Origin of the sequence: Tolypothrix tenuis PCC 7101, from assembly GCF_963874875.1 — a bacterium.
In the GTDB taxonomy this organism is placed as follows: Bacteria; Cyanobacteriota; Cyanobacteriia; order Cyanobacteriales; family Nostocaceae; genus Aulosira; species Aulosira tenue.
The window spans coordinates 5,677,626-5,702,518 of the sequence record NZ_CAWNJS010000001.1 but is presented as its reverse complement, the minus strand read 5'-3'; the positions used below and the strand labels follow the sequence as shown (position 1 = coordinate 5,702,518).

Annotated in this window: 26 protein-coding genes and 1 pseudogene; 17 read left to right on the top strand and 10 right to left on the bottom strand. The window is 42.5% G+C overall.

Annotation, left to right across the window (positions count from 1 at the left end):
• Positions 1-24 precede the first annotated feature (24 nt).
• The 5 genes from AACU25_RS22490 to AACU25_RS22470 all read left to right on the top strand — a co-directional run bounded on the left by AACU25_RS22490 (position 25) and on the right by AACU25_RS22470 (position 4,245).
• Positions 25-288 carry a hypothetical protein gene (locus AACU25_RS22490; protein ID WP_096579451.1) on the top strand — a complete coding sequence of 88 codons (264 nt, stop codon included), beginning with the start codon at positions 25-27 and terminating at the stop codon, positions 286-288.
• Between the two features lie 36 nt (positions 289-324).
• Positions 325-780 carry a hypothetical protein gene (locus tag AACU25_RS22485; RefSeq protein ID WP_096579449.1) on the top strand — a complete coding sequence of 152 codons (456 nt, stop codon included), beginning with the start codon at positions 325-327 and terminating at the stop codon, positions 778-780.
• A 1-nt stretch (position 781) separates the two neighbouring features.
• Positions 782-1,486, top strand: coding sequence for a hypothetical protein (locus tag AACU25_RS22480; protein ID WP_096579447.1), 705 nt, complete (start codon positions 782-784; stop codon positions 1,484-1,486).
• 12 nt (positions 1,487-1,498) lie between these two features.
• Positions 1,499-3,439, top strand: a complete 1,941-nt coding sequence (locus AACU25_RS22475) for a hypothetical protein (protein WP_096579445.1) — start codon at positions 1,499-1,501, stop codon at positions 3,437-3,439.
• Between the two features lie 200 nt (positions 3,440-3,639).
• Positions 3,640-4,245, top strand: coding sequence for a hypothetical protein (locus AACU25_RS22470; RefSeq protein WP_190445831.1), 606 nt, complete (start codon positions 3,640-3,642; stop codon positions 4,243-4,245).
• 504 nt (positions 4,246-4,749) lie between these two features.
• Here the strand turns inward: AACU25_RS22470 and AACU25_RS22465 are convergent.
• Both AACU25_RS22465 and AACU25_RS22460 read right to left on the bottom strand, forming a co-directional pair.
• A complete protein-coding gene (locus tag AACU25_RS22465) occupies positions 4,750-4,959 on the bottom strand; it encodes a hypothetical protein (RefSeq protein ID WP_096579441.1) in 210 nt (69 codons plus the stop codon).
• A 186-nt stretch (positions 4,960-5,145) separates the two neighbouring features.
• The gene (locus AACU25_RS22460) at positions 5,146-5,379 is read right to left on the bottom strand and encodes a hypothetical protein (protein ID WP_096579439.1); all 234 of its coding nucleotides are present in this window, start codon (positions 5,377-5,379) and stop codon (positions 5,146-5,148) included.
• 452 nt (positions 5,380-5,831) lie between these two features.
• On the opposite strand from AACU25_RS22460, the gene AACU25_RS22455 reads away from it, so the two are divergent.
• From AACU25_RS22455 to AACU25_RS22415, 9 genes are all read left to right on the top strand, one after another.
• Entirely contained in the window at positions 5,832-6,287 is a 456-nt protein-coding gene (locus tag AACU25_RS22455) for a DUF6876 family protein (RefSeq protein ID WP_096579435.1), read from the top strand.
• Between the two features lie 339 nt (positions 6,288-6,626).
• Entirely contained in the window at positions 6,627-8,456 is a 1,830-nt protein-coding gene (gene mobF / locus AACU25_RS22450) for a MobF family relaxase (protein WP_096579433.1), read from the top strand.
• A 437-nt stretch (positions 8,457-8,893) separates the two neighbouring features.
• The gene (locus AACU25_RS22445) at positions 8,894-9,301 is read left to right on the top strand and encodes a hypothetical protein (protein ID WP_096579431.1); all 408 of its coding nucleotides are present in this window, start codon (positions 8,894-8,896) and stop codon (positions 9,299-9,301) included.
• Positions 9,302-9,346: 45 nt separating this feature from the next.
• A complete protein-coding gene (locus AACU25_RS22440) occupies positions 9,347-9,706 on the top strand; it encodes a hypothetical protein (RefSeq protein WP_096579429.1) in 360 nt (119 codons plus the stop codon).
• Between the two features lie 73 nt (positions 9,707-9,779).
• A complete protein-coding gene (locus AACU25_RS22435) occupies positions 9,780-10,199 on the top strand; it encodes a hypothetical protein (protein ID WP_096579427.1) in 420 nt (139 codons plus the stop codon).
• 36 nt (positions 10,200-10,235) lie between these two features.
• Positions 10,236-10,649: a hypothetical protein gene (locus AACU25_RS22430; protein WP_096579425.1), complete on the top strand. Its 414-nt coding sequence runs from the start codon at positions 10,236-10,238 to the stop codon at positions 10,647-10,649.
• 23 nt (positions 10,650-10,672) lie between these two features.
• Positions 10,673-12,427, top strand: coding sequence for a type IV secretory system conjugative DNA transfer family protein (locus AACU25_RS22425; RefSeq protein WP_096579423.1), 1,755 nt, complete (start codon positions 10,673-10,675; stop codon positions 12,425-12,427).
• The gene (locus AACU25_RS22420) at positions 12,424-12,675 is read left to right on the top strand and encodes a hypothetical protein (protein ID WP_096579421.1); all 252 of its coding nucleotides are present in this window, start codon (positions 12,424-12,426) and stop codon (positions 12,673-12,675) included. Before AACU25_RS22425 ends, AACU25_RS22420 begins: the two co-directional genes overlap by 4 nt.
• 106 nt (positions 12,676-12,781) lie before the next feature.
• Positions 12,782-13,246: a hypothetical protein gene (locus AACU25_RS22415; RefSeq protein ID WP_190445832.1), complete on the top strand. Its 465-nt coding sequence runs from the start codon at positions 12,782-12,784 to the stop codon at positions 13,244-13,246.
• A gap of 625 nt (positions 13,247-13,871) precedes the next feature.
• Here AACU25_RS22415 and AACU25_RS22410 read toward each other — a convergent pair.
• From AACU25_RS22410 to AACU25_RS22385, 6 genes and pseudogenes are all read right to left on the bottom strand, one after another.
• Complete coding sequence (locus AACU25_RS22410; protein ID WP_096579417.1) at positions 13,872-14,801, bottom strand: hypothetical protein; 930 nt, start codon at positions 14,799-14,801, stop codon at positions 13,872-13,874.
• A 118-nt stretch (positions 14,802-14,919) separates the two neighbouring features.
• A complete protein-coding gene (locus tag AACU25_RS22405; RefSeq protein ID WP_096579415.1) occupies positions 14,920-15,618 on the bottom strand; it encodes an SDR family oxidoreductase in 699 nt (232 codons plus the stop codon).
• A 33-nt stretch (positions 15,619-15,651) separates the two neighbouring features.
• Entirely contained in the window at positions 15,652-17,184 is a 1,533-nt protein-coding gene (locus AACU25_RS22400) for a B12-binding domain-containing radical SAM protein (RefSeq protein WP_096579413.1), read from the bottom strand.
• An 11-nt stretch (positions 17,185-17,195) separates the two neighbouring features.
• Complete coding sequence (locus tag AACU25_RS22395; protein ID WP_096579411.1) at positions 17,196-18,128, bottom strand: class I SAM-dependent methyltransferase; 933 nt, start codon at positions 18,126-18,128, stop codon at positions 17,196-17,198.
• A gap of 21 nt (positions 18,129-18,149) precedes the next feature.
• Complete coding sequence (locus AACU25_RS22390; RefSeq protein WP_190445833.1) at positions 18,150-19,190, bottom strand: class II aldolase/adducin family protein; 1,041 nt, start codon at positions 19,188-19,190, stop codon at positions 18,150-18,152.
• Between the two features lie 258 nt (positions 19,191-19,448).
• Positions 19,449-19,796: pseudogene (locus AACU25_RS22385) on the bottom strand (transposase domain-containing protein); the annotation flags it as partial.
• A 941-nt stretch (positions 19,797-20,737) separates the two neighbouring features.
• On the opposite strand from AACU25_RS22385, the gene AACU25_RS22380 reads away from it, so the two are divergent.
• From AACU25_RS22380 to AACU25_RS22370, 3 genes are all read left to right on the top strand, one after another.
• Complete coding sequence (locus tag AACU25_RS22380) at positions 20,738-21,859, top strand: IS630 family transposase (protein ID WP_190445834.1); 1,122 nt, start codon at positions 20,738-20,740, stop codon at positions 21,857-21,859.
• 116 nt (positions 21,860-21,975) lie between these two features.
• Positions 21,976-22,221 (top strand): hypothetical protein, encoded by a 246-nt coding sequence (locus AACU25_RS22375; RefSeq protein WP_096579405.1) that lies wholly within the window; start codon positions 21,976-21,978, stop codon positions 22,219-22,221.
• A gap of 293 nt (positions 22,222-22,514) precedes the next feature.
• Positions 22,515-23,243, top strand: coding sequence for a hypothetical protein (locus AACU25_RS22370; protein WP_096579403.1), 729 nt, complete (start codon positions 22,515-22,517; stop codon positions 23,241-23,243).
• 251 nt (positions 23,244-23,494) lie between these two features.
• Here the strand turns inward: AACU25_RS22370 and AACU25_RS22365 are convergent, their stop codons facing one another.
• Both AACU25_RS22365 and AACU25_RS22360 read right to left on the bottom strand, forming a co-directional pair.
• Positions 23,495-23,869: a hypothetical protein gene (locus AACU25_RS22365; protein ID WP_096579401.1), complete on the bottom strand. Its 375-nt coding sequence runs from the start codon at positions 23,867-23,869 to the stop codon at positions 23,495-23,497.
• The gene (locus tag AACU25_RS22360) at positions 23,866-24,504 is read right to left on the bottom strand and encodes an AAA family ATPase (RefSeq protein ID WP_096583944.1); all 639 of its coding nucleotides are present in this window, start codon (positions 24,502-24,504) and stop codon (positions 23,866-23,868) included. Before AACU25_RS22360 ends, AACU25_RS22365 begins: the two co-directional genes overlap by 4 nt.
• Positions 24,505-24,893: the final 389 nt, after the last annotated feature.

Sequence of the window (24,893 nt, the reverse complement as noted above, 5' to 3'; positions counted from 1 at the left end):
TATATATATAAGGAGCAGCGCGTCATGGGAACAAAACCATTAGGCTATTGGAGTTGTGACTACACGATTGCTTTAATTACTGATATTGCAGAAACTTGGGGCGACAACTTAGAGCGCCTCACCGAACCTGATGCACTCTGGCTTATAAGCCGTATTGCACATGAAGCGTGGATGCAGCACGAAGCAGACGTACCACCAAGTGAAGAAGCCGAGGAAGTCGTCAATCGCCTGTATGAACTATCGCTCACGCAGAAACAAGCCTTATTAAAAGCGATCGCTAATTCATAACGTATGGTGAGGCGGGACTGTCCCGCCTAAATTACGATGTATCGCAAACAATGTAGCCTTGCCTTACTAGGCGGTGCCATTAGTGTACTGCCGCTATTTCTTCCCTTAGGCGCACGCCTTACTGCCTACGTGAAGGCTGAACAGCAGAAAGTACAGATTCAATTGGATGCTCACATGGTAGAAGAGAGCGAATCCTTAAAACGCCTCCGCATCAAAGAACGAGAGACGACAAGCACCGCCCTTGCTCAATCAGGAGTCATGCCAATCAGCCAGCGCCTACGCATTACCAACTATCTTGATAACAACCGTGACCCCCGCCCTGACACCACACTCTACCAGGAAGGTGAAACCGTGACGGTGTATGATGCCGCCGGACGCTGTATTGGGGAAATTGCTGATAGCGTGTGGAAGTGGAAGCGTACTCCCGCCTACGGTGACATTTGCCAGGGGGTCGAGGCAATAAAAGGAGTGAGCACAAGGAGGAAAGAATGAGATGGCATTAGGTGCCAATAAAGGTGAGGGAGGAAGTAAAGAAAACTCCCACGAGAAAAAACGAAGCGTCGGCGAACTGATTGATGTCATTGCCAAAGTCATCGTGTTCGTGCTGGGGCTTCCCATTCGGTTTGCCGCTGCGATTGTGAGCCAATTTGTGAGTAACGGCGGCACTGGGCGTGCGGTCGTAGGAGGAGCACTTTTTTTAATCGGTGCCGCCGTGAGCACTGATAGCGTCTGGCAGACCGTGTTTGGCCAACCTGCGCTTTTACCGTGGTTTGAGCCGTCCTGGTCATGGCTTAACGTCCCCTACGCCGTGTTTAACCCCTTATTTTATCTGGCGTTCCTTATTGCTGTAGGCATTCAAGTGCTTGAAGCGTATAGCCTACGCGGGAAAAATCCTGATAGCGCCCGCCGCGAGCTGCAAGACCATATGCAGTATGACTTGGAGCAAAAACCAAGCGGAAAAATTGACCTCGTAGGAGAAATCTGGCGGGATTACAAAACTGCTGGAATGCGCGATCGCAGCTCCATTGGCTTTACCGCGCTCTTTATCTGGGGGTTTGATATTGTAAGTACTTTCGCAGCGCGAAACCCGTGGCAGTCTACTGTCCCTACCATGATACTAGGCTGCATTCTCTTTAATATCTGCACCATGCTTGCCGGAGAAATTGGGTACAGCATTTGGCGGTTAACCAAGGATTAGGAGGTGGACGTAATGACTGAACTACCTCGTATCACTACCAAAGAAACAAGTGATTTACGCGATGATTACCCTAGTCTTTCACATTTAGAAGCAGGTAATGTCGCAGAGTGGTTGCAAGAGCGAAAGGAACAACTTGTGACGCGCGCCCGCTGTATTGAAGCTGACGCAGATACAACACGGGTCATTGGGGTCGTGGTCACAGGAGCAAGTCTAATTTTTCATGCCGTTAATCCCTTAGTCCTTGTCGGGGGACTCGTAGGCGGAGCCGCCTGGCTGTGGTTTGTGGTCGAACACTTTAGCCGCACCAAGGAGTTTGCGCCTCTGCCATTTGTGCGTGGCAATATGGTCGATGCCTTGGCCAGAATAGGCGACTACGACGCACGCCATGCGTGGGAGGAAAATCACCTCGCTGGTACCATTACTTTTTTACCGCGCCATGAAGCAGAAGAGTTTGTCTTTCTCTACAGTGACAGTAACTTTGAGCAATTAACCCAGTATTTAGTACAGACTGAGCCAGGGAAACGCTTTCACGCCTACAGGTGGCTCTTAGGATGGTATACCAAGCTGAAAGGAAGAGGATTACCCACCTACGATAATTTACACACGTATCTTACCACGGTAGAGATTGATTCTCGCCTGAAGGTAGACGAGGTGACACGGTTACAAGAGTACCAAACACGACAAAAAGAGACGTTACAGTTACCGTCAACACCTGCTGTTGATGTGTATGCCCGTCCAGCGTTAGAAGCAAGTAACGAGCATACGCCTACAGACCCCATCGAGACACCACAGCACACACCATCGATGCAGCGATCGCGTAAAGAAGATGCTCGCCGTGCCTCACTGCTATCATTACCCCTTCCTGCACGAGCGGAAAAGATGCTGGCGCTTCTTAAACAGGACGGTTTTGACCTCACCAAATGCGTGCAAGACCAGATTACCGTGATTGCAGGTAATCAGCGGGGCGGGAAAGGTACCTTAATGGCAATCTTAGCGGTGATAAGCCAAGCGGTGACACCAACACTGAAAGTGCATTACTTTACTGCCGGAGGGGACATCTATCCGTTTCAATGCGAGCGATTGGTCTGTCGCTACACCTACGACGTAGGCGGAAGTGATGCTGATGCACAGGTAGCAAAAGCATTATTCTCCTACTTAAAGCAGATGGATAACGCCGCTGATGGCACGTATCAAGACGTGCTGCTTGTCATTGATGAAGCCGTGGCACTTTCTGGGTATCTCGCACCTGATCAACGCGAGTGGATGATTAAGTTTTTGTTCACAAGGGCGAGTAAAAAAGGTGCTCAAATTTTCATTGTGCTCCACGGCAAAAATTTATCCTCCTGGGTAGGCAATAAAACCGCAGGGATGGCAGATACCTTTAAAACAGGTGCTGCCTTTATCGGGTGTGAGGCAACCAGTGTGCAGGTGGCACCGTTAAAGAAAATTGCCGTCGCAACGGGGCGTTACTTTTTAACCGAAGCGACTAATTTTGAGCGATCGCGTGAGGATGGGGTAATTGGTACCGTGCCTGCGTGGTTAAAAGAAGTGACCCACCCTGTCAACGGGCAGCCTGACCCTGCGCGAACGCTACTCACCTTTTTTCCTGAGTTACTCGTTGATGATGTCGCCTTACTTGCACGAAAGCGTGTGCAAGGCGCTTATTTCACGGCGATGGATGAGAGAAGTACCTTAGAGCAGCTCTTCCACCTTGACGCGCAAGAATCAGACACTGAAGCCGCGATCGCCATTGATGATGAGTTTTTTCACATTGTGATAACGGTGATAGCAAGTGCTACCACTGTGCCTATAAGCTTTCATGCCATTCGCAATAGTAGAAAATGGGAGGGAAATAATCCTAGTGTAAAAATGCTCCGTGCAGCATTAGCACAATTGGTCAATGAAAAACGTATTCAAGGAAGCGAAAAAGAAGGTTATTGTAGTAAATCGTAGGCCCAAAAATACTTATCTAAATGAGTCTCGCGTAGGCGAAAGAGTAAGCACTTATCTGATGATGCGTACTCTTATTTTTTATTAACTGACCATCCTGAATCTTATGGTGAAGAATATTGACTAGAGAATTATTGCTGTGTAGCCTTGTATAACAAATAATTCTTTTATTATGAGGTATTGTTGCAACGATGAAATTAAAGTTGACTACCATAAAAGGCAATAGAGTAGACGTTGATATTCTCAATCAAAAGTTATCAATTGACGCGCTTGATATAGTGCAGGTGCCGTATAAAAGAACGACTACGAACGTCGAGGGTGAGCAAAGAAAAGCATTAAGAATAGAAAATCCTTTCCTTGGCTATATTGTACTTGATGACAAAAGCGAGAACGCACTGAATGAAGAAATAAATAAACAAATAAATCGTGAATTGGATGAGCGTAAAAGAAAAGAAGATGCAATTGAAGGGCTGACTTTGCTCAAACAAGAAATCAACAAACATGAGTATTTCAACTATCAGATTAGGCGGATGCAAGATGACGAAAACCTCATCCTTACTCCTACTCCTCCTACCTCAGACATTAACGCACTCGCACGACAGTATCCTTTAGCCGCGTTATACCTTAAAGCCGAGCATCTTGAAGTAAATGCGTATTATTACAATCAACGTCAAGCGGCACAACGAACGCAGGAAGCAATCTTAGGAGGTGCAACGCTTGAAGACGCAAAGAAAATAGCGCAAGACTGGGAACCAGGGGACGGTATTCTTGAAGCTGTTCTTGGGTTAGATTTAGCTCATATTGATTAATGAATGGAGCAAAAGAACATAACGAATAGTGATGAAGAATAAATAATCATATCAACAAAAAGCGGCCTGGTAAGAGTAGCTTTTTGTGCACAAGTTTTTATTCGTTAATAGCAATCCACTTCGGGTTAAACGAAAAAGTAAAAGTATAGTTGACAGATAAATAACAAAATTTTTACAAATCCACTTCGGAAGTAACGACGGTTATAGTAGATGATTAGTTCCTACCGATGAACTCTTGTAAGTTCACATTCATCATATGAACTTGCTCTTTAGAAAAGAGTTCAATCTTAAGATAAGAATATCATATGAATATAGTGAGTCAATAAAAAAACACGCGTGCTCATGATCCTACGTTCGCACGCTTATTGTGAACACTTCTATTACTTTAGTAGCACATGCTTCCTCTTCTATTACACGTCGCGTAGTCTTAGTTATGTTGAGGATAACAACGGCTTAAAAAGGTGTACCTGAGAGGCAACCTTAAAGATAAAAACTGTGAGGTTTTTAGGGCAAGATGGGGTGTATCTTGCCTTCTCCTACGAGACGATTAGCAATCCAATATACGCCTGTATGGTGAAATTTACCACAGGTGTATAAGCGTGTGGCTTCTTCACGAATGCGGATACAATCTTCATCACTGAAGCGTGCGCCATGAATCCCACAATCACGGCGAATAAAATCATCTGTTAAATAGGCTAGCGCATCATATTGCATAGTCTTGACTGAGTTTCCTTTAGGTACACCATTCACAACATAAGAAGGTGCACTCTCCCTTACAAATTGTAAAGGAAAAGTGCAAATCCATGCACGAATAACTACCTAAAAAATAATATTTCGTAGTGTTATACCAATGCTAGGTGAGGCTACACATTAACGCCTACAGGCTCAATATTTATAGGCTTACTCTTCTAGCTCTTCTGTAGTTTTAGCACCTACTTCCTCTTCTATCATCTCTAAAAACGCCTTTGCACTTAACCCAGAGTAACGCCACAGCCTAATAAGCTTATCCATACTCACTGCTTGTTTAGTATCTTCAAAAGCAGCGTAATGCTTCTGACTTGGAAATCCTAATTCCTTGGACATTCTATAGCTAGAAATATTTTTAGATTCTCTTATTTTTTTAATAAACTCCATATCTCTCTACCTACAACGCAATGATTAAAATAATTGAAGCTATTGATACATTTGCACCCTGCGGGTGCGGTTTTTAATTGAAATTTTTTACAAAAATGTAGGTTTTTTCTTCCTAATATATTGACTACTGAAATTTCTTTCATTAGTCTTTTCTCACGATGTAGCTCAACTACATCATCACTTTAACAACTTAATATGGGTAGATTTTTTATGGAGGGGGAAGAGAAATACAAATATTCGCCTAATACTCCGAGTAATCAATCAAGCATCATGTATTTTTCAGCGTTAACACATAAGAAAAAAAAGTTTCAAGACGAAGTAGTTAAATTCAAAAAGGAAATAACAGAAAGGTTAAACAGCTTAGAGAAGACTATACAAAGCCTTCAACTCATTTGCATAGTACTTCTCTTTTTTGTGGTAGCGCTGTTAGTAAAAACAATAGGAAATTTATTATGGTAAATACTAGCGAATTAATCAAGCATAAAGCAGAGGCACAACCAATAAGTCCAGAAAAATTAAAATCTGAACTTAATCAATTTTGTGGTACCACTTTGTACTACAAACATCCTCTGTTTCCTTACTTCTTTCTTAGTGACGGCACGCACTATTTACGGAAAGAGGCAAAGTGTCATTGGTTGTTTGATAGGATTGCAGCATTACAACGAGATCCAGCAATTGAACTTCACCCCAAATTACAGGAAATCCAATTTTGGATCTTAAAAGTGCGGGCGAACAAGCACGCAACACTCTTTTGCGAATGGGACAAGGGGCAGACGGTACTGGCTGACTTTATTACCTACACCGATTTTCTTTTAGATGAGGTAATGCTATATGTGCAACCGCTCTATCTCAATCCTGAATCTTCAAAGCGTTCAGGCTGGGTCTGCCATCTCCCTAGTGAGTATTAAAAGTGAATATTAAAGTCGTCTCCTAGTTATCAATAGGCAACGCCTGTTGATAACTAGGAGGAAGTTTCCCACAATCGCCTACGGCTACGACCCCCACAAAGGGGTCTTCGCTCCGGCTCATGTGGAAAACTTATGTTTTCTGTATCGTATGTTCGGCGAACGTTCGCCGAATAGGTGTCGAATATTCACCGCCTACCGCGTGCGGTAGTCGCCGAATATCCGTTGTTTTTTTAGGTTATTTTTTCTTTTTTAATCAAAATAAATTAAGAACGCTTTGCGACACATTTGCATCAAGATGCCTCTATTTTAAAGGAATAGAGCACGTGACAGGGGCATCCTATGAACTCTATCGGCATCATTCATGCAGGGCGCGAAGACTACTACAACAAGTTAGGAAAAGAAGACTACTACACCAGTGAAATTGACCCCCGAGGAAGTTTTCACGGCAGAGGCGCTGCTCGCCTTCGCATTGAAAACACCAAAATTCAACAGCAAGACGAACGCCTCAAGCATTTATTTCAAGGAAAATCCCCTGATGGCACCACTACCCTTCGGCAAGGTGCCTATCAGTCGAGAGACTACACCATCTGGACATATACCAATCCCGACACCCAGAAGGTACAGACTTTTCGCGCAGAAAAACATATTCCTGAGGCATTAAAAGACAAGGTCACTGAAACGAAAAAGACCTACCGCTCCGTAGTCGCCTACGATAACGTGATGAGTGCGCCAAAGGATGTCTCCGTGCTGTGGAGTCAAGCGCCCAATAATGCCCTACGCGAACAACTGCACCGTATGCATATACGTGCCGTTAATGACGCGATCGCCTACTTAGATCAGCACGCCTGTTACACACGCGCAGGGCATAACGGTACCACCCACGAAAAAGCAGAAGGTGTCTTTGCGGTTTTTCACCACACCACAAGCCGAGAGCTTGACCCGCAATTACACAGCCATATTCTCATGCTCAACGTTGGCTTTAACGAGCAGGGTGAGGCGCGTGCCTTAGATGGGAAAAAAATCCTTGATCAGCGCTATACCGCGGGCATGGTCTACCAAAATACGCTTCGCCGCCAATTAGAGCAAGAATTAGGCGTAAAAACCTACAATCGCCCTTTTGAAAAAGGAAAAGGCATTACCTTTGGCATCGAAGGTATCTCTACCGATCTCTCGCGTGCTATGAGTACGCGCGCACAGCAAATTGAAGCGCGAATTACACCGGAAATGTCAGGGGCACAGGTTCGCGCCGAAGCCTTAAAGTCAAGAAAACCCAAAGACTTACAGGTGAATACCGCGCAGCTCTTTGCAAAATGGCAGCAACAAGGTGATGACCACGGGTTTCGATGGGCAAAAGTCGTCAATCGCCAACACCGTCAAGAAAAGATACAGGTGCAGAAGCTACACCGCTCAATTGCCACCTCACTCCAGTGTAAACAGAAAGACCGTCCCCTACAAGAATCACACCTGTTTAATGCCGTCTTAGGCGCATCCAAGGGTAGACTCTCAACCCAACAGGCACAACAGCTCGTAGAGACCTATAAAACCCAGTACCTACGTCCGGTGACAGTGAATACCTTAGTCAAAGAACGCACCGCAGATAACCAGCCAACGCGCTACAAGGTAGACGCACAAGAAACTTGCTATCAGCTCAATGCGGAAGGGAAAAAACTAGTCGAGTATAAGTCACTCCAAGAAACATTATGGTCAGGAGCCAAGACCGTTATCACCTGGCATCAACAACAGCGGCGCAAGGTTCGTCAACAAGAATATTTAAAGAAAAAAGCAGATCACCGTCAATTTAACCGCCGCATGACGATGCTCTATGCCACAGGCAACATTACCCGTCGCCAATACCTGCAATTTACCCAAGGAAAAGGCTTACCACAAAGTGAATTTAGCATCACGGTGTATCAAGCCTTTGGCTTAATCTCCAAAAAACAGGCAGATTATCTCCGTCAGAAACCACACTATGCGGCACAACGGCAGCAGCGGCTTTTAGCGTGGGAACTACGTACTAAAAGAATCTCAGTCGAAGAACTGGAGTCAAGAAAGATAACGGGACTTACCCCAGCCCAGGTAAAAGAGGTGATTACTAAGGTGACCGAGCAAAAGACTTCGTCTGCTTCACGTGGCTACGAACGTCAACGAGAACGGGAACGCGAACGGTAGATATCAAGTGCCTAGCAGCGTAGGAGCATCAAGTACACCACGTGACTATTAATTTTTGTGTACATCCTCCGGTCAAAAATTGACGACACTTAAGAGTTTATGGCTTGTGCGGTAAGGACTTCACACCCAGTGCGCGTAGCAGCTTGATACTCCATAGGGGGACTAAACTTCTTGTAAAAAATAACCTCTAATTGTTATATAGAAAAAAATAATTACTCACCCTTTCTTTTGAAGGTGTATGCATCAGCAACTCACGTGGTATTTGGCATTACTTCCCTTCACGTAGTAGGAAAAAAGAGCGGCTACGACATAATACGTATCCGTGTATAAATGAGGTTATTTCATAGTAAGAAATACGCGCCTATGCGGTCATGAAAATGACCGTGCAGTGTTCCTTATAGTGCCACTCTTTTTTTACTTTATTTTCCCCTTAACCAATGAATCAACAAGAACGAGTATTTCACGCCTACGCGTATAGTGCCGCAGGCAGTGTAGGAGTCATAGTGCTGGTAGGAATCTTCTATCTCTTAGTAAGATTTACCCCCCTGCCGCTGTTTACCGTGCGCCTTACGTACCTGGTATTTGGTATCGTTGCACTCGTTGGCTACGTGTATATAGTCTTCCAAGCTGCCGCACATTTTGTGCGAGCACGTGCCATGCGTAGGGTTATCAATTTAAAACTCTATCAGTGGAGAGATAAGCCAGAAGTTAATATGTACCGCTCATTCGGTGCTGAATTTCGCTATACCTTTACCTACGCAATGATTGGCCGACTTATTCCATTTTTACTCGTCGCCTACATGAATATTTCATTTTTAGAAGCGCTATGCCTCGCACGTAAGTAACTCCCTTGATAACCAACGTCCTCTCACCAAGAAGGTAGAGTAAAAATGCAATTATTTAATAATGAAGAAAACACCCGAGTGTGCATGTATTCGCTCCTTGGTGTGATTGTGCTGTCGCTTTTTCAATTCGATGCCTTATTCCATGTCATTGCCGAGCGCTGGCTTGTGTCCTTCCTCCTCGTGGGTGCCGCACTACTTATCAGTGAACTGAGCCATCTCCACCTCATAGGAACTGGACTCGATCAGATACATGACAATATCGAGGACTACCGCGCCATTATGTCGCAACGCACTATCGAAGAAGAAGAAGAACGTGTACGACAAGCGCAAGCACAAGATGAGCAAGATATTCAAAACCAGATATCTCCAGAGCAGTATCGGCGACCTAAAAAACCGTACTCCTAAGCGCCACCAGTACTTCATTTTTCTCTCGTAGGAGAGATAACACCGCAGATATCCATTTTTTTCTAGTGCACCTATGAATGAACAAGAACGTCTTTTTCGTGCCTGCGCCTACGTTAGCGTTGCCCTGATCGGTTCACTGCTGTTGTATTGCTTGTTGATAAGTCCTTTTAAGGAGATAACACGACCCTTTTTTCAGATAGAAAAGACGCAACTATTCTTTGGCATTGTGGTGATACTGGGCTACCTTTTCCTCATCACAGAAGCAGCTTCATATTTCGCCGCGACACGGCGGGCACGAACGACAGTGAATTTAAAACTGTATCAGTGGCGAGACAAGCCCGAATGTAATGTGAGCGCAACGATGACCTACGACTTTATTGGTACCTTACGCTATGTCATGATCGCACGATTTATTCCCTTTCTCTTTGTGTCCTATGCATCGCTGGGGTTTCTTGAAGCATGTGTAGTGAACTACTCCCGTGTCACCTCCTAACAACCCTCCCTCTACCCATTATCATGAGCAGTTCTTATGAGAGTACTCTACCATCCAGAAACAACGCTTCTAGCACAACTAATGTCTGTCATCGTCTTTGGGATTGTCTTTGTCGCCTACGGGGTAAAGCCTCCTATGCCAGGAGAGACCTACTCTAACCTTCATCTAGTGAGTAAAGCGTGGCGTATGGCAATTGAAGAACGCTGGCTGTTGTCCTCAATCCTTGTGGGGGTTGCCGTCGTAATACCTGATCTGGCATATCTTTGGTTGATTGATGAGCGGCTTGAGCGCATCGAACAAAATATTGACGAGTATCGCGCCATGCTATCGCTGCGTGAGGAGGAAGAAGAGATTGAAGCAGCACAGGCAGCACAGGCACAAGAAGAGCAAGCGATGCAAGACCAGCTATCCCCAGAACAGTATCAACGACCTAAAAAAACCTACGAATAACGTGTAAGTAAGGAGCGTAGCTTATGCAACGTTACGGACGTGGGGAGATGAACTCCCCGCGCACGCATCAATTAAAACGAGTCAATCCCGCCCAGTACCCCCCGCGAAGACAGCAGTATTTACAAGGCGATACCTACCTTGACCAGATGCTGGATGTCCCCCCGCCCGTGCGTGGCCCCAATCTTCCCTTCGTCATTCAGCAACCAGAAATATTAGTCAAAGACTGGGAGCTGAATGAATTTCTCTACTACGGCGGCTTTTATATTCCCCGCGATCGCTTAAAGCACCACACTTTAAGTCTTGGTACCTCTGGCTCTGGTAAATCGCTGTTGTTAGAAATCTCAATGGCCTGGGCGCTCTCGCACTGTAAAAAAGGCTCTGGGGTAAAGGTGGTGCTGTTTGACACCAAAGGTGACTTTCTCCCGATTGCTGCCCACTTTGCCCAGCAGCAGCAGGTGCCGCTATATTACCTCAACATTAGTGATAATCGCGCCATCCACCCTGAAGGTGGGGTGGCAGGCTATGCCTGGGATATCGCCAAAGACTGTGACGGGCGGCTTGAGTATCTTATGGAAATGATGGAGATACTGCTACCGACACCAGACCAAGGCGATCCGTTTTGGGCACAAGGAGAGCAAGGTATCGCTATCGGGAGTGCTGAGTACTATGAGCAGCAGCAGCCTGGAAAGTGGGGACTGTTTGATATTTACAATGCCTGTTTAGCACGTGCCCCTGAATTAGCAAAGATACTTCGCCATACCGAATTTGGCACTGCGATCGCCGAGCGCCTTCTTGAGGGAAACGCCGATAAAACTCGTGATGGGGTGCTCTTAGGCGTACTGTTTAAGATGCTCCATTTTCAAACGGCGGCAGCTCACCAATACTACACCCCGCGTGAGCGTTGGTTCTCCATTAAGGAGTTTATGCAAGGCGAAGGCATTGTGGTGATTAGCCAAGATTTATCGGCGAAAAAATCATCCAGTCCGATCATGCGGGCGATGTTTCAAACCTTTGTCAATCACTACAATGCTCGTCCAGGAAGCAAGAAATATCCGGATACTTTTGTGTTCATGGATGAATTTCCTTTTATCGGGAAAATGCCAGGTATTTTAGATGTCTTAACCTTTCAACGCAGTAAAGGGGTGTCGCTGTATCTTACCTGCCAAGGCATTGAGCAGTTAATGGATCAGTACGGCGTGTATGGGGCGGAGACGATCGCCAATAACTGTAGTTTTAAGATTTTATGCCGCACTGAATCGCCTACGACTGCCGAGTGGTCAGTCAAACTTGCGGGCACGCAGCGCTGCTTTGAATCCCATGCCAGCACCCAGCGCACGGCACAAGGTGCCTCTATGGGGAGTGCTGAAGCACTGGTAGAGCGTACCCGCTTTATTACCAGTGATTTTATGGATATGCCTGATACAAGCCCCTATGACGGGCTTCATTACTTTTTTCTCTCTCCGTTTACCCGTGGCATGTGTTATCGCTGCTGGAAATCAGGGAAAGACATTGAAACATTACGCCCCCGTAAAGCCGAAGTGCCAGGCATGATCCAAAAACCCGCCCAGTATTTGAGAATGCCGTCACCGACAAAACAGCAGGCACCACACACGTACCAACAGGTACAACAGACGGTGAATAATACGGCGTGGCGAGAAGAGTTTTTAAACGTTGACGATCCACTCCAGTACGCCCTACGGGTAGAAACCTTAGCACTGATTGAAAAAGAACTAGAAGCCATCTTTGGCATGATGTGTAAGCGCGAGGGCAACAAATGACCTACTACACCAAAAAAGACTTAGAGCGTGAGTATAAGATTGCTGACACCACGGTCTACCGCACTCTAAAAGCCTGTGGCCTCTCCACGGCACGCAGAAAGTACACCGCTGAAGAAATTACCACCCGCTTTAAAGTCGCTCGCCAGATGTTTGAGGAACGGTACACCGTCAAGGACGTAGCAGAGCACTTTGAGAAGTACTTGGAGCTACGTGCGATGAATGTACCTTCCCACACGACGTTATCATGACCCACCTATGCCTTACACGAAAAAAGACCTCCGCGATAAATATCACCTCAGCAATTCAACGCTCCATGAGCACTTAAAAGATTGTGGCCTCAACACGAAAGATCCCGTGTTTACCGATGAGCAGATTCACTCAATCTTTGATGTTGCCGAACAGATGAGAAAAGAAGGCTATAGCAGTAAACAAATACGGCAGCATTTTGGCGTAGGCAATCCCCAAGAAACACCACCTCCTTCAGCGTCTTCTGAAAGAAATGTCTTCACCGATGCCGTCGCGCAGACAGTGAAAGGATTTATGCAGGCAGAAGCACGCGAGGCGGTACGAAAGGTGTTACCGCTTATTCCCTTAATTGTGGAGCAAGAATTTATTGCCCTGATTCAATCGGGGGAATTTCATGAGTCATTTATTGACTATGAAGAGAAGGTGCGATCGCCAGAACGGAATCACTATTATGATGTGACTTCCTATACCGTCACTGATGTAGGCGGATTAGGCGCAGCAGAAGACGACGAGGAGGAGAATAAGAAGGCAAGAGAGGAGGAAAAGACTGTAGACGAAGAAAAGAAGGAGTAAGATCACTATCATATTTACGTCACTACTAACGTAAGTGTGATGCGATAGTAGTATAGAACCCATTTGACATCTAAGTGTAGCTGTAGTGACCTGCAAACATAAATGGTTGTTTTAGGGAATATTTTGCTCTGAAGACAATACTGAAGTTGGATGTTTCAACATCGAATATCAAAGGTTTTGAGACTCTGCGTTACAAAAGTTTACAATATGGGTCATTGTACACGTATTTGGTCATAACCCCTTTATGTTTGCAGTTCGCTACAGTTAGGCATTACTCTCTAGTTGACGCAAAAAATATCATCTGAAGCGACGAGGGTGATGCTTACGATAAGGAAAATTTTCACCTGTCTCCTCACACTTAAAAAGCTCTCCAATTGCTCGGATTAACAGTAAAACTAGGAAAACAAAGGAAAAAATACTCAAAAGGATAAAACCAAGATGTAGAAAGGCTTCTCTGTACCTCATCCATACGGTAACAATTATAATCATACCCAAATCATCATGTATTGAATGTAGTGATAGCGTCTAACGAGTTTCACGGCAGACCTCTTAGGAGATAGTGACAAATTCCAAGATTTTTCATGAAACGTAAGATCAACAACTTCCATCATAAAAACCAAACAGGTTAAACTCTCCTTGGTGCGATTAAATCGTCTTCAAAATTAAATTCCTTAGGTATGAATGGCAAAGGAAGAAATGATAAAAAATCATTAATTTTCTGTAGACTGTTTGAGGCAGCCATTTCATAGAAATTAGTACTGTTCCACAACAAGTAAACATAGCTAAAATGTTGCTTGAGAGATGAAATAAGCGTTTCATAGTCTACTTGAAATACTTTCATATCTGAAAGTATTTTCGAGCGCTTCCATATTAACTCAGTGGTTGAAAAGTACAAGGATTTATATCTTTCGTCTTTTACTTGCTCTCGCTTTTCGTATTGTGCTGCATCTATCTGATGTAATTTTTCAAGGCATATTAAAATGCCATCATCTTTCATTACCTTTTTCAAGTGAGCTATTTGTTCAAGCCGATCCTTGTCATAAAACTGAAATGTTACATTTTCATAAATTACGTCAAAACCATCCGCAAATACATTTGAATTAGGCAAAGTGCGTATAAGCTGCGGTGTTATGTCACAGAAATATCCTAAATAAAAATATGAAAAAGGATGCCGACAAAGCTCCTCAAATTTTTTCCTGTTAACGGTGTGTAAACCATTAGTCAATGTTATCACTTTCCCAGAAGCAAGTTCAGCCAAAGTTCTAGCACTTGTACCATCTGGAGAATCGGTCTCATAAAATGTGAGAACCTGTTCATCAGGAAGGCAACGAGCCATGCGAAGCAATGCCATGCCAATACGACATTGCTCTTCAAATACAAATGGAATACTAGCGCAGTAATGTTTACAAAATGGTGCCATATTACGTTTGTAAACATTACAGTATTCTTTTATATCATCTGCTTGAGAGAGAAATTCTTGATCTGGAAGTATATCTGTGCGCGGAACTTGTATCGCACCACTTGAAATATCAGCAAAGTGCTTGCTTAATTCCATGCAAGGACGATTTTCATATTTCTCTCGAAGTGTTTTTTTTTACTTCCCATGCCAAAGTTATTCTCTCAAAGATGTGCAATAAGCATTAATAAAACGCTACAACGGAATCGCCAAGAGTTTAGGGTTTCTGAACTCTTGCTGGATTCAGTACGATTTGATCCACGTAAAGGTTATGGCTAGGTTCAATTAAAAACTTGATTGCCTGAAAAACGTCAGAGCGGGAGACTGCTGCTTCATAAGCAAGATTTGCTTCACGGATATTACTTGGAATCAATGTGTGTGAATAAATTCCTTTTTCCCGCGTAGAAGCGTTGATACACTCTGCAAATCGGATAATGCCAGCTTTAGCAGCAGCATAAACAGGGAATAACTCATTGCCACCTTCTCTTGATAGTCCTGAAGTTGAGGAAATAAATATAATATGCTGATTTATCTCTTCTAGAGCAGCACGCTCAACAAAAACATTAGTAAGATTGATGGCTCCAAGCAAGGTTGTTTCAATTTCAGATCTAAGTTCAACAGGCGAATAATCTCCGATTTTCTTTCTGCCGAAGAAACCTGATGCATTATTGATAAGAATATCAATCCTTCCAAAGATTGAAAGACACTGAGAAATTGCCTGTTCACAACTAGGGTAATCGCAAATATCTAAAGTTCCACTGCTAACCCGCTTCGGATCAGTATTTTCAAGTGATTTTGGCTTTTCGCCACTTCTACTAGCACAAAACACATTAGCGTTATCGTGATAGAAATATTCTGCTAAAGAGGCTCCAAGCCCTCTAGCACTGCCAGAAATAAACACAACTTTATCTTTCATGATTGTTACCAAGTAAATTACAAAAATTGGGATCTAGGCAATTGATGGTATGGCTATTTCCCAGCCGTTCCAATCACCTGGGAAATAGCCATACTGATCGGTAATTGTATGTGCCCATCTTTGGGGCAAAATCTTTTCATTAAATTGTTTGTAACAAGCGTAAACCCAATCCTCATACTTCAATACAGAAGATATATTAAGTCTTCCGACTTGAAACTCATCAAGAGCAACTACCATAAGATTCAACGTAAATAGTGTTAACAATGTTGCCCACCTATGCACAATTGGCTTTTGTAGATCTGAATTTGGATGTTCCTTTGCTAGATTGAGTTCACACAGCTTTCTCACCTGTTCATAGTTTATAATTCGACAGATTTCCGCATAAGGTTCAAGAGAAGGATCAAAAGTAACACCCTCGCTAGGGGCGCGTGTTGAAGTTGTTGAACCGCCAAGTCGAGTTTGACCAGAAAGTTTTCTCAGTTTAGGATTAGGTGCCCAATCAGATTCAAATGCATAAGAGAAGTAAAGAGTTTGACCTACGTATATAAAGTTCTTTTCCTGATAAAACTCTATAAAACGATCAAGATTCTCACGAATAGTTAGCACCGATGCTGTCTTATTAAATAGAATGAACGAAAGATTGCAAAAGATTTTATGATCTCTCAGTGCTAATATTGCTTCACGAGCTGTCGTTGCTGACTGTCCTTTATTCATTGCCTTGAGATCTTGAGCATCTAAGGATTCGATGCCTAGCAAAACTGAGTTAACTCCTGCATCTGCAAGTAATTGGTATTTATTGAAACGCTCTAACGTATCAGCGCGGCTATAGATCATAATCTCTACTCGTGGCAATTCGTCACGTATACGTGTTAATAAATTCTCAACCTGTGGATACTGAGAACGATCCGCTCCAATAAATTCAGAGTCGTAAAACCAGAATTTTGAGATTCCTGAACTCAGGTAATTGAGCATATCAGCCAGTACATCATCATTAGATCGTCTTGTATAACGTTCAGAGTAGTTACGACCGTGATTTATGAAACAAAATTTGCAACCAAAATGGCAGCCACGAGTCGTTTCAATTGTTGCTTTGAACAAATTTCTTCTCTCCCCCATTGAATCGAGGTGTTGAAGTCCATAAGGGTAATGTCTTAGACCTGAAGTAAAACTAAAGCCAGTTAGTGGCAAATCGAGTTCCTTTGCAAAGGCTTGTTCATCATGATGGATCACCTTAGTTCGCTCAGGGTATGGGCTTTGCCAATGCTCTAATTTACCTGTCTGTCCATAAAATACAATTTTGGCATCCGTGCCTTGCAATAAATGAATTGCCACTCTTTCTGCATATTTCCAGTGCAGTCCAGTACCTCGAACGCCTATAACATAAGTTTCAGCCCCACTTTCTTTGAGAGCTTCAATGTTAGTAGAGCGATCTAGGTGAAAGTCAAAAACTTTAAAAGGAACACCAATATTATCCAAGTAGCCAGCAAGCGAAGAAATAACTGGTTCTTCACGCACATCAAGCAAATTATACTCTGAGAGATATGGAACTCTGACTAAAACTATCATGGTATGTAACCTCACAGAAGATTATAAACATGAAGAGAAAGAGGCGAATCGTGGTGTTCAACATCAAGCCCAGATTTCTCAATTAATTTCGATTGTGTTTCATTTGTAGATAGATCAAAAATGCGATTGAGAGCTTTTTCTCTGAGCGTTTTGAAGTAATCACTATCAACAGCACTATTTGACTTTTTCTTATACGCTATGAAATGACCATCTGAGGTATCAAAATTCAGATCTGGGGCAGGAACTAGCCTTGCCTCAGATGCAAAATTGTCAAGAGTTGTACGAGAGTATAAGTGCTCTCGCGAATTAAAGATAAACTCGTCTTGCTTGCCAGAGTCATCTGTTTTAGTTATCTTCACAGACATATCAAGTATATTTTTTTCGGCATCCACCACATCTGTCGTAAATGGCCACAGACATTCTATTGTTATGCCTTGCTTTTTGACTTCACGACGATATATGTCTAAATTTTCCCAGTCTCCACATATTAGTGCTTGCTCATTTACCACACTATCTTTATGTATCTCTATGAAAAAGCATCCATCATTACACAATGCATTGGCGATCACATTAAACAATTGTTTTACGTAATCATGGTCAACTAAGACAATAGAATACCGAGGAATGCAGATAACTTGAGCTTGGGTTATAGTTGAAAGTGCCGTTATAGCATCAGAGCATAGGTAATTGCCAGAGAATCCGCGCTTCTTGGCGATATTCTCCATCGCCTTTGAAATGTCAATAGCTATAATGTTCCCATCCCAGCCCATTGTTTTCAAAGTGGTTGAGTGGTAAGCTGGTCCAGCGAAAAGTTCTACGAAAGTAGAACTCGAATCAAGCTTGAAAACTTCCATCTGGGTCAATTCATACTCGAAATCCCTATCATCAGCGATGATGGCGTAAAGCTCTGCATAGTCAGTGTATAGATTGTTTAGATCATGCATTGAAAGCGCCTCAAATTTTAACTATATTAATTCGTGACGAATGCATTTAAAAATATCTTCAAATATTCTGTTAGGTATATGTTCACCTGATAAAAATAGCTCTCCATGATCTTCCATAATTACAAAGTCTGTGAAATTTGACTGGGTAATAAAGCTTGAAATACGGCTTCCTAAATCAGCTTCCCCATAGGTACTTGGAGGTACAGCAATCCTATTGCGGTATTTCATATTTCTTGTAAACTGATTGCTTGCATGAGTGTGAACTAGCCCATTCATCCAACTAAGTTTCTGGTACAAAATGGCAGCTTCAACACTATCAGAAGAAGGGAGATATGAACCTTTGTAGCTCAGGCAGTTAGTCCTTCTATCATAGCTGTGAATCAAGGCAATCCTACTAAGATCTATGTTAGCCTTATCTGTTTTTGTGCAAGTAACATAGAAGCTATTAGTACCATGATCTGGGCTACGAATTGAAATAAAACCGTCAGTCGAGGCTCTATGATAAAGTCGTTCTACTCTTATCAAATCACTAATCTTTAAAAAGAAATTCTTTATATCTGTTGGAATATCGGCTTCGGTTAAGTTACCTGTTTTTTTGGGAACGTACTTGATGCGAACTGAATCGCATATAGAATTGTCAATCAATTTTTGTCTTGCAGGAATATACCGTTCTTCAAACAAGCTAGGTAAAAGATAGTTTATCTTTCCTTCATATTGAAGCTTCAACCTCTCAACGTCTTGAGCAGCATGGGAAAAAGTAGACTTGCTGGAATAACTTATAGCAATAGTAGCTGAGGTACATTTCTGAATTAGATCAGAGTATTTATTTGTGATAGATTCTGGATCATCAATGCCGTCAATGATTATTAAATGCCGTAAGAGTACTACTTTACTATCATCAACTGGAGCTTGCAAAGTACACATCCCACTTTCAAACTGAAAACCATATTGTCTGGATGCTTTAGCAATGGACTCAGCTAAATCTGGGTATAAACAGAGTTCATCTACAAGGTGTACAACCACCTCATCTCGGCGTAAAGCTCTTGAATAGTCGTAATGCACAGTTAACTTCACTCCTCTTAAAGTTTGATAACAGCGCGAGACTTATGATGCCTAACTAGTTATTGTACGGAAACTTTCCGTATAATCTTTTTTCAATCCTAATATATCAAGCATTACAACGAATTCCTGTCTCAATATACGGAAAACTTCTTGTTTACATCCTTTTTTGGGTATTATACCAAATTTTATCGTATAACATCCTTATTTAGACTCAGTAGACCGAAAACTTCTGCGATCGCACACAGAAAGATACCCATAAACCAACACGAGCCCTTTGAGAAATGCTCCCAAAGCCTTACCAGTTGCCATTGGTCGTACCAACTGGTCAAATAAATGTCTCATCACCCTTGCTCCTAATCGCTGTCTAGCTTGTGTAATAGCTGATTTACAGGGGACTCGCCAATATTTACCAACTTTAACCCATGATTCTGACAAACCATCAATCAGGTTTTTCAGTACATCCCGCATCGAATCTCTCGACCAAAGACTCATTGCAATTATCAGGCAAATTACTAATTGTGCAGGCAAAGACCAATTTCTTTCTTCTGAGGCTCTACTTGTTGCGATCACCTGTTCAATTGCCGTCGCAGGTATCGCTGTCTCAATCGCTTTCACCAAATCTCTACTTTGTATTGTTGGAGACAACTGTAAACTGCATCGATAGATTGCACTTATTCTAGATAATTATTTTGCATCTTTAAAACGAGGATACGTGTCCCTACCTTCATCTATCTTTGTAATATAATGAGAGAATTATTCCTCTTACGCATTCATTTAAGACATAAGCTTCAAGGAAATGGTGCAAAATAACTTTGCAGAAAAGGTGCAATTTAATTATGCAAGTTACAGTTATGTAAATAACCACGATAAGTAGCATTGATCTTACCACATTATTTGGCGCAGTTTATGGGATAAAATCACTAAAAAGCAGTGAGTGGCTATTAAATATAACTCAGTAAAATCAAATAAACAGGAATGACTTACCTTTTCCACTTATAAGTTTTAAAACGACAAAAGTGTGCCAAATAATGTAGTTAAAAACGTGCCATTTAATTTGGTCAGTTACATGTGCAAATTACAAGCATAAGTGGCAACTTATAAAATTGAACGCTTTTGAATTTATGTTCCACGCATTAGTTATTACTACATGCTGCGTTAGTTTTTTGAGCGTTCTTCGTTCACCTTCACTTGTACTTCTTCTCCTTAATTAATAAAAAATTATTTAAATTAGACTACTTAACCTTGCAAAGTAGACATCTCTCGCTGTGCTACCTTGTGGCATGAACATTACCTATTGCTGCGTTACTGTGGAACAATCGCCGTAAAAAGCCTAAAACGACCAAAAAAGCCCTTGCATAGCCTGCCTTTCCCCTATATTGTCGGACAATTACCAAAAAGTGCCAAAAATCATACCCGATAAGAATACTTATCGGGCAATTTCGCCTCTTTTTGCCCACTAGTGGTCTGACAAATTAATTTTTTCACATTTGGAAACGGTGTCACGTCTATAGAGGCTGGAGATAGTGTGTTAAAGTCTTGAGATGGGAATGATATTGACCGGACAAGATAGAACAGAAGCAGACCGAATTCGCTTTGAAGGACGAGAGGGGCGAGCAGTTACTCGTGCGCATGTACTTTGTATGCGAGACATTGGTCATACCTATGCCGAAGTAGCGTTAGCATTTAACCTCACGCCTCGCACGGTGCGCAACATTGAGTACTGCTACGAAGTGGGTGGGTTATCGCAGGCATTATATGATGAGGTACGACCAGGGCAACCAGTCACCATAGAAGCATCATTGAGAGGGTTTATCGTTGCCACGGTATGTAGCGATCCACCGGAAGGATTTGACCGATGGACGTTGCGATTGGTCCAGGAACAAGTAAGCACAGTCTATGAAGGACGAGTCATTAGCACTGAGTCTATACGACTTATCCTTGTTGAACATGACTTGAAACCATGGCAGCAAGAGAGCTGGTGTGTTCCCACCGTGACTACCACCTACCTTGAGCGAATGGAAGACGTGCTAGAAGTGTATGAGCGACCCTATGCGAAGGAACGACCCGTGGTATGCCTTGATGAGAAGTTGATTCAACTCACTGAGCAGGTACGACCTGAACAGGGGATAAAGCCAGGCACGCCTGAGCGAGTTGATTATGAGTATAAGCGCAATGGTACCGCAAACGTATTTATGGCGATTGAGCCACGTAGAGGAAGCTACTATACAAAAGTAACCACGCAGCGTAAGCGCACCGATTTTGCCCATATGCTTCAGGATATAGCTCACCTTTATCGCACAGCGTCTTCCATAGTATTAGTCCTTGACAACCTCAATACGCATACCGAGCGCTCAGTGATTGAAGCCTTTGGCAACGATGAAGGCAAGAAGTTATGGGAACGATTTGAAGTGCATTACACGCCAGTGCACGGGAGTTGGTTGAATCAAGCTGAGATAGGATTGAGCATCTATGCTCGACAATGTTTAGGTCGTTCGCGAATTCCAACCATCGAAGACTTAGCCAACCGTACCAATCGATGGACTACCTTGATGAATGAACGAAATGTAGCCATCGCATGGTCCTTTGACCGAAAAAGGGCACGCGAAACATTTAAATATTGTGCAAATACTGTTTCCAAATGTGAAAAAATTAATTTGTCAGACCACTAGGGCACTTTTGAAATTCCTTTTACGTGATAAAAAACGGCATACTCAGGCATTAAAGCACAGATAAACTCCCCTTTCTTGCGTTTTAGACTGCGTGAAGGGCTTATAAGGTAGAAACGATGAGAACAAAGGTGACTGTCTCACTGCATGATGAAGATTTACTTCTGCTTGAGCGGTTAAAGCAGCAGCTTGAAGAGAGTGACGTGTATGTGGTGCCGTCTACGAGTGAGGTGGTGCGGTTGGCGTTAAAGGTGTTAGCGCAGACACCGCAGAAAACAATCGCTGCGATCGCAGCGCGGGTGCCGTTGAGGGGAGTGGGGAGACCAAAGCAGCGACTTAAGGCTACTCAATTAAATAAGAATTAAATATTTTTTAGTACTGACTTCAGTAAGTAATTGCTGACTTACTTCAGTAATTACTTTATCAATAAAAGATGCTCGTTAACGATGAGCAGCGAGAATGTAGTTATGACATGGGACGGTATAGCTTTATATTCGGAAATTAAGACTTGAAAACCAATATCCTGAAAAGGATTTAGTCATTTGCTACTTTTTATACTTAAAATCATTATAAGGTACGAAAAATCAAGCTTTTTCAGCTTTTATTTCCGTTTTCGTCCACACTCGGCTTAACGCCTATTTTAGAGGAGCAGTAAGTAATGCCGATTCGCATTAAACCAACATATACAATAGGTACCTGTGTTGTAACTTTTGAAGATATTCAAAAGATTGCTCAACTAGTGGATACAGAATTCCCTCTCTCCACCTATTCAGCGACTGATAAAATTTGGGAAATCTATGATGAAACTCAAAGTTCATTTTTAACTGCAATTTCTCAACGCGATACTCTTGATTCACTAGAAATAAGAGCATCCGACAATGCTCCTGTGGATAGTAGAGAAATAAAGATCATTTTTGATAAGAAGGAAGCAAGCGTCACTTGTACCGCAGATCCAAAACATGAAAGATGGTTTGAACACTTTGTTGCCGATTTAGAGGAGTTAACTCATCCCCCAACTTTCTCTCAAATGATGGATCAAGGAGGTTTTTATCGAGACTTACTTAATATTACAGTAAAGATTACTTTGCCACATTATGTATCGTTAGGTACTTCAACTCCCTACTGCAAAATCGTGATCCGAGAGAAACCACCTAACCCATTTATTGAGAATATAAAAGCTAATATTGTATCGAACATTATATGGGCAGTAGGGGTATTTATTTTTGGAGTAGCTGCTACGCTTGTGACGCAGCAATTGCTTAACAAGAAACCAATAGATAGTACGGGAGGCTCTAAAAGCAGCCTAACAACCCCCATGCACACTGACCGTTTAAATTTGTCGGTTATGATTCAAAAGATATCTGCGGCGGGTAATGGGCAACGTTAGCTTGCTAAATTATTAGTAGGCATAGTAGCCATAAGCATTAGACTTTTACGAAAACTCCAAAGCCCAATTATTCAAAGCTTTGCCCAAATGTGATGCCACTCGTGGCTCGACTTCACGAGCGAGCGCCAGTAGCATGTCAACTAAAAAAGTTTTTACTTCAGATAATTTACTGAAGTAAATCAGCATGTGTTTACTGACTTACTTCAGTAAACACTTTAGGACAAATATTATTGAATATCTGAATACTAGAACTAAAGCAGCTTATGCTGCTCTACCTCTGCAATAAACTTCTCGATAAGTGTTCGCGCCAAACTACTCATATTAGTGTTGAGCTGCTTTGCAATAACGCCAAACTTCTTATGCTTAGATTGAGCTAGGTCAACAGTAAAGCGCACCGTCGCTTCTTTCTCAGCAACTTGAAACTGTGCAATTACTTCTGAGGCAAGACTTGAAACTGATTCATCAGAGTACCCAATCTCCTTCTCGTCTTTGCTATCAGTACTTACTTGCTGACTTGCTTCAGCATTTACTTCAGCAAGTATTTCTTCGCTGGCTGCTACCGAGTCTGGGTTTTGAACAAATTGTTTAATTACAGATTCACTTAGCGTTCTTCTTTTAGCTGTCATAGAGCAGACTCCATCACCTTAAATAAACTGTCGTATTCTTCACTTGCTTCTTTCGCCGCTTTGCCAGATAAATCGAACACGCTCGATGCTTGGCCATATGCATCAGCAACGATCTGTCTCTGGTGAATCACCTGCGGTACGGGGGTGACATCTGGAATTTGCTGTAAGAACTGTACGGCTTCTCCTTTAAGTCGAGTCCCCTGAATGGCGCGACTAATAAACATGAGTGCTTTCGGCTGGCCTTTGCGGATTGCTTGGGCTTGACGAACAAGGCGGACAGTATCGGAGGCACTTGATAAATCCACCCCTGTTGGTTGGCAAGGAATAACTGCAAGGTCACACCATAGAACAACAGCTCTGGTTGCTTCGCTTAGTGCAGCGGGGGCATCAACTACTACCCACTCATACATCTCCATGAGCTTTGGTAACTCTTCCAATATTTGATCTGGTTCAGGAATTGCTTTGTAAGGAATATCTCGTTGAAGACTTTCTACCCACTGTGAAGAAGTGCGTTGAGCATCTGAATCAACGAGAAACACTTTTCTCCCCTGTTGCTTTAACCAACATATATAGTGAACGGCTGCCGTTGATTTACCGCATCCCCCTTTTTGATTAATGAAGCCGATAACTGGCATATGAAACCCTTTAGTAAAAAGTATGACACAAATCATATTTCAGCAAGTAAGTCAGTAAGTATTTACTGAAATAGTTGCTGACTTACTTGCTGGCTGTAGTTATAGCAGAATTATGTGCTTACCCGCAATAACTGCTGAATAAGTGAGGATATTACTATTGAGGAACTTAAAAGAGATTTTTAATAGAAGAGCATTCAATCATATTGTATATAGGTTATCTTGATGAACCTCAAAAACAAAATAACACCTTGTTTAAAAATAAAATCGTCAAAAATAATAATTGGTGAAGTTAAGAGATAATTGATTAACTTAGTAAGCGAAGCTTGTTTTTTCATTTAATAAAAAGATTTCTTGATTAATTTTTTCTCATAGTATCATAATAAAAATAT

Bases quoted from the DNA above. Each gene is read 5' to 3' on its own strand.
- AACU25_RS22490 (WP_096579451.1), top strand. From the start codon at position 25: ATGGGAACAAAACCATTAGGCTATTGGAGTTGTGACTACACGATTGCT.
- AACU25_RS22485 (WP_096579449.1), top strand. From the start codon at position 325: ATGTATCGCAAACAATGTAGCCTTGCCTTACTAGGCGGTGCCATTAGT.
- AACU25_RS22480 (WP_096579447.1), top strand. From the start codon at position 782: ATGGCATTAGGTGCCAATAAAGGTGAGGGAGGAAGTAAAGAAAACTCC.
- AACU25_RS22475 (WP_096579445.1), top strand. From the start codon at position 1,499: ATGACTGAACTACCTCGTATCACTACCAAAGAAACAAGTGATTTACGC.
- AACU25_RS22465 (WP_096579441.1), bottom strand. From the start codon at position 4,959: ATGCAATATGATGCGCTAGCCTATTTAACAGATGATTTTATTCGCCGT.
- AACU25_RS22460 (WP_096579439.1), bottom strand. From the start codon at position 5,379: ATGGAGTTTATTAAAAAAATAAGAGAATCTAAAAATATTTCTAGCTAT.
- AACU25_RS22455 (WP_096579435.1), top strand. From the start codon at position 5,832: ATGGTAAATACTAGCGAATTAATCAAGCATAAAGCAGAGGCACAACCA.
- mobF (WP_096579433.1), top strand. From the start codon at position 6,627: ATGAACTCTATCGGCATCATTCATGCAGGGCGCGAAGACTACTACAAC.
- AACU25_RS22445 (WP_096579431.1), top strand. From the start codon at position 8,894: ATGAATCAACAAGAACGAGTATTTCACGCCTACGCGTATAGTGCCGCA.
- AACU25_RS22440 (WP_096579429.1), top strand. From the start codon at position 9,347: ATGCAATTATTTAATAATGAAGAAAACACCCGAGTGTGCATGTATTCG.
- AACU25_RS22435 (WP_096579427.1), top strand. From the start codon at position 9,780: ATGAATGAACAAGAACGTCTTTTTCGTGCCTGCGCCTACGTTAGCGTT.
- AACU25_RS22430 (WP_096579425.1), top strand. From the start codon at position 10,236: ATGAGAGTACTCTACCATCCAGAAACAACGCTTCTAGCACAACTAATG.
- AACU25_RS22425 (WP_096579423.1), top strand. From the start codon at position 10,673: ATGCAACGTTACGGACGTGGGGAGATGAACTCCCCGCGCACGCATCAA.
- AACU25_RS22420 (WP_096579421.1), top strand. From the start codon at position 12,424: ATGACCTACTACACCAAAAAAGACTTAGAGCGTGAGTATAAGATTGCT.
- AACU25_RS22410 (WP_096579417.1), bottom strand. From the start codon at position 14,801: ATGGAATTAAGCAAGCACTTTGCTGATATTTCAAGTGGTGCGATACAA.
- AACU25_RS22405 (WP_096579415.1), bottom strand. From the start codon at position 15,618: ATGAAAGATAAAGTTGTGTTTATTTCTGGCAGTGCTAGAGGGCTTGGA.
- AACU25_RS22400 (WP_096579413.1), bottom strand. From the start codon at position 17,184: ATGATAGTTTTAGTCAGAGTTCCATATCTCTCAGAGTATAATTTGCTT.
- AACU25_RS22395 (WP_096579411.1), bottom strand. From the start codon at position 18,128: ATGCATGATCTAAACAATCTATACACTGACTATGCAGAGCTTTACGCC.
- AACU25_RS22380 (WP_190445834.1), top strand. From the start codon at position 20,738: ATGATATTGACCGGACAAGATAGAACAGAAGCAGACCGAATTCGCTTT.
- AACU25_RS22375 (WP_096579405.1), top strand. From the start codon at position 21,976: ATGAGAACAAAGGTGACTGTCTCACTGCATGATGAAGATTTACTTCTG.
- AACU25_RS22370 (WP_096579403.1), top strand. From the start codon at position 22,515: ATGCCGATTCGCATTAAACCAACATATACAATAGGTACCTGTGTTGTA.
- AACU25_RS22365 (WP_096579401.1), bottom strand. From the start codon at position 23,869: ATGACAGCTAAAAGAAGAACGCTAAGTGAATCTGTAATTAAACAATTT.
- AACU25_RS22360 (WP_096583944.1), bottom strand. From the start codon at position 24,504: ATGCCAGTTATCGGCTTCATTAATCAAAAAGGGGGATGCGGTAAATCA.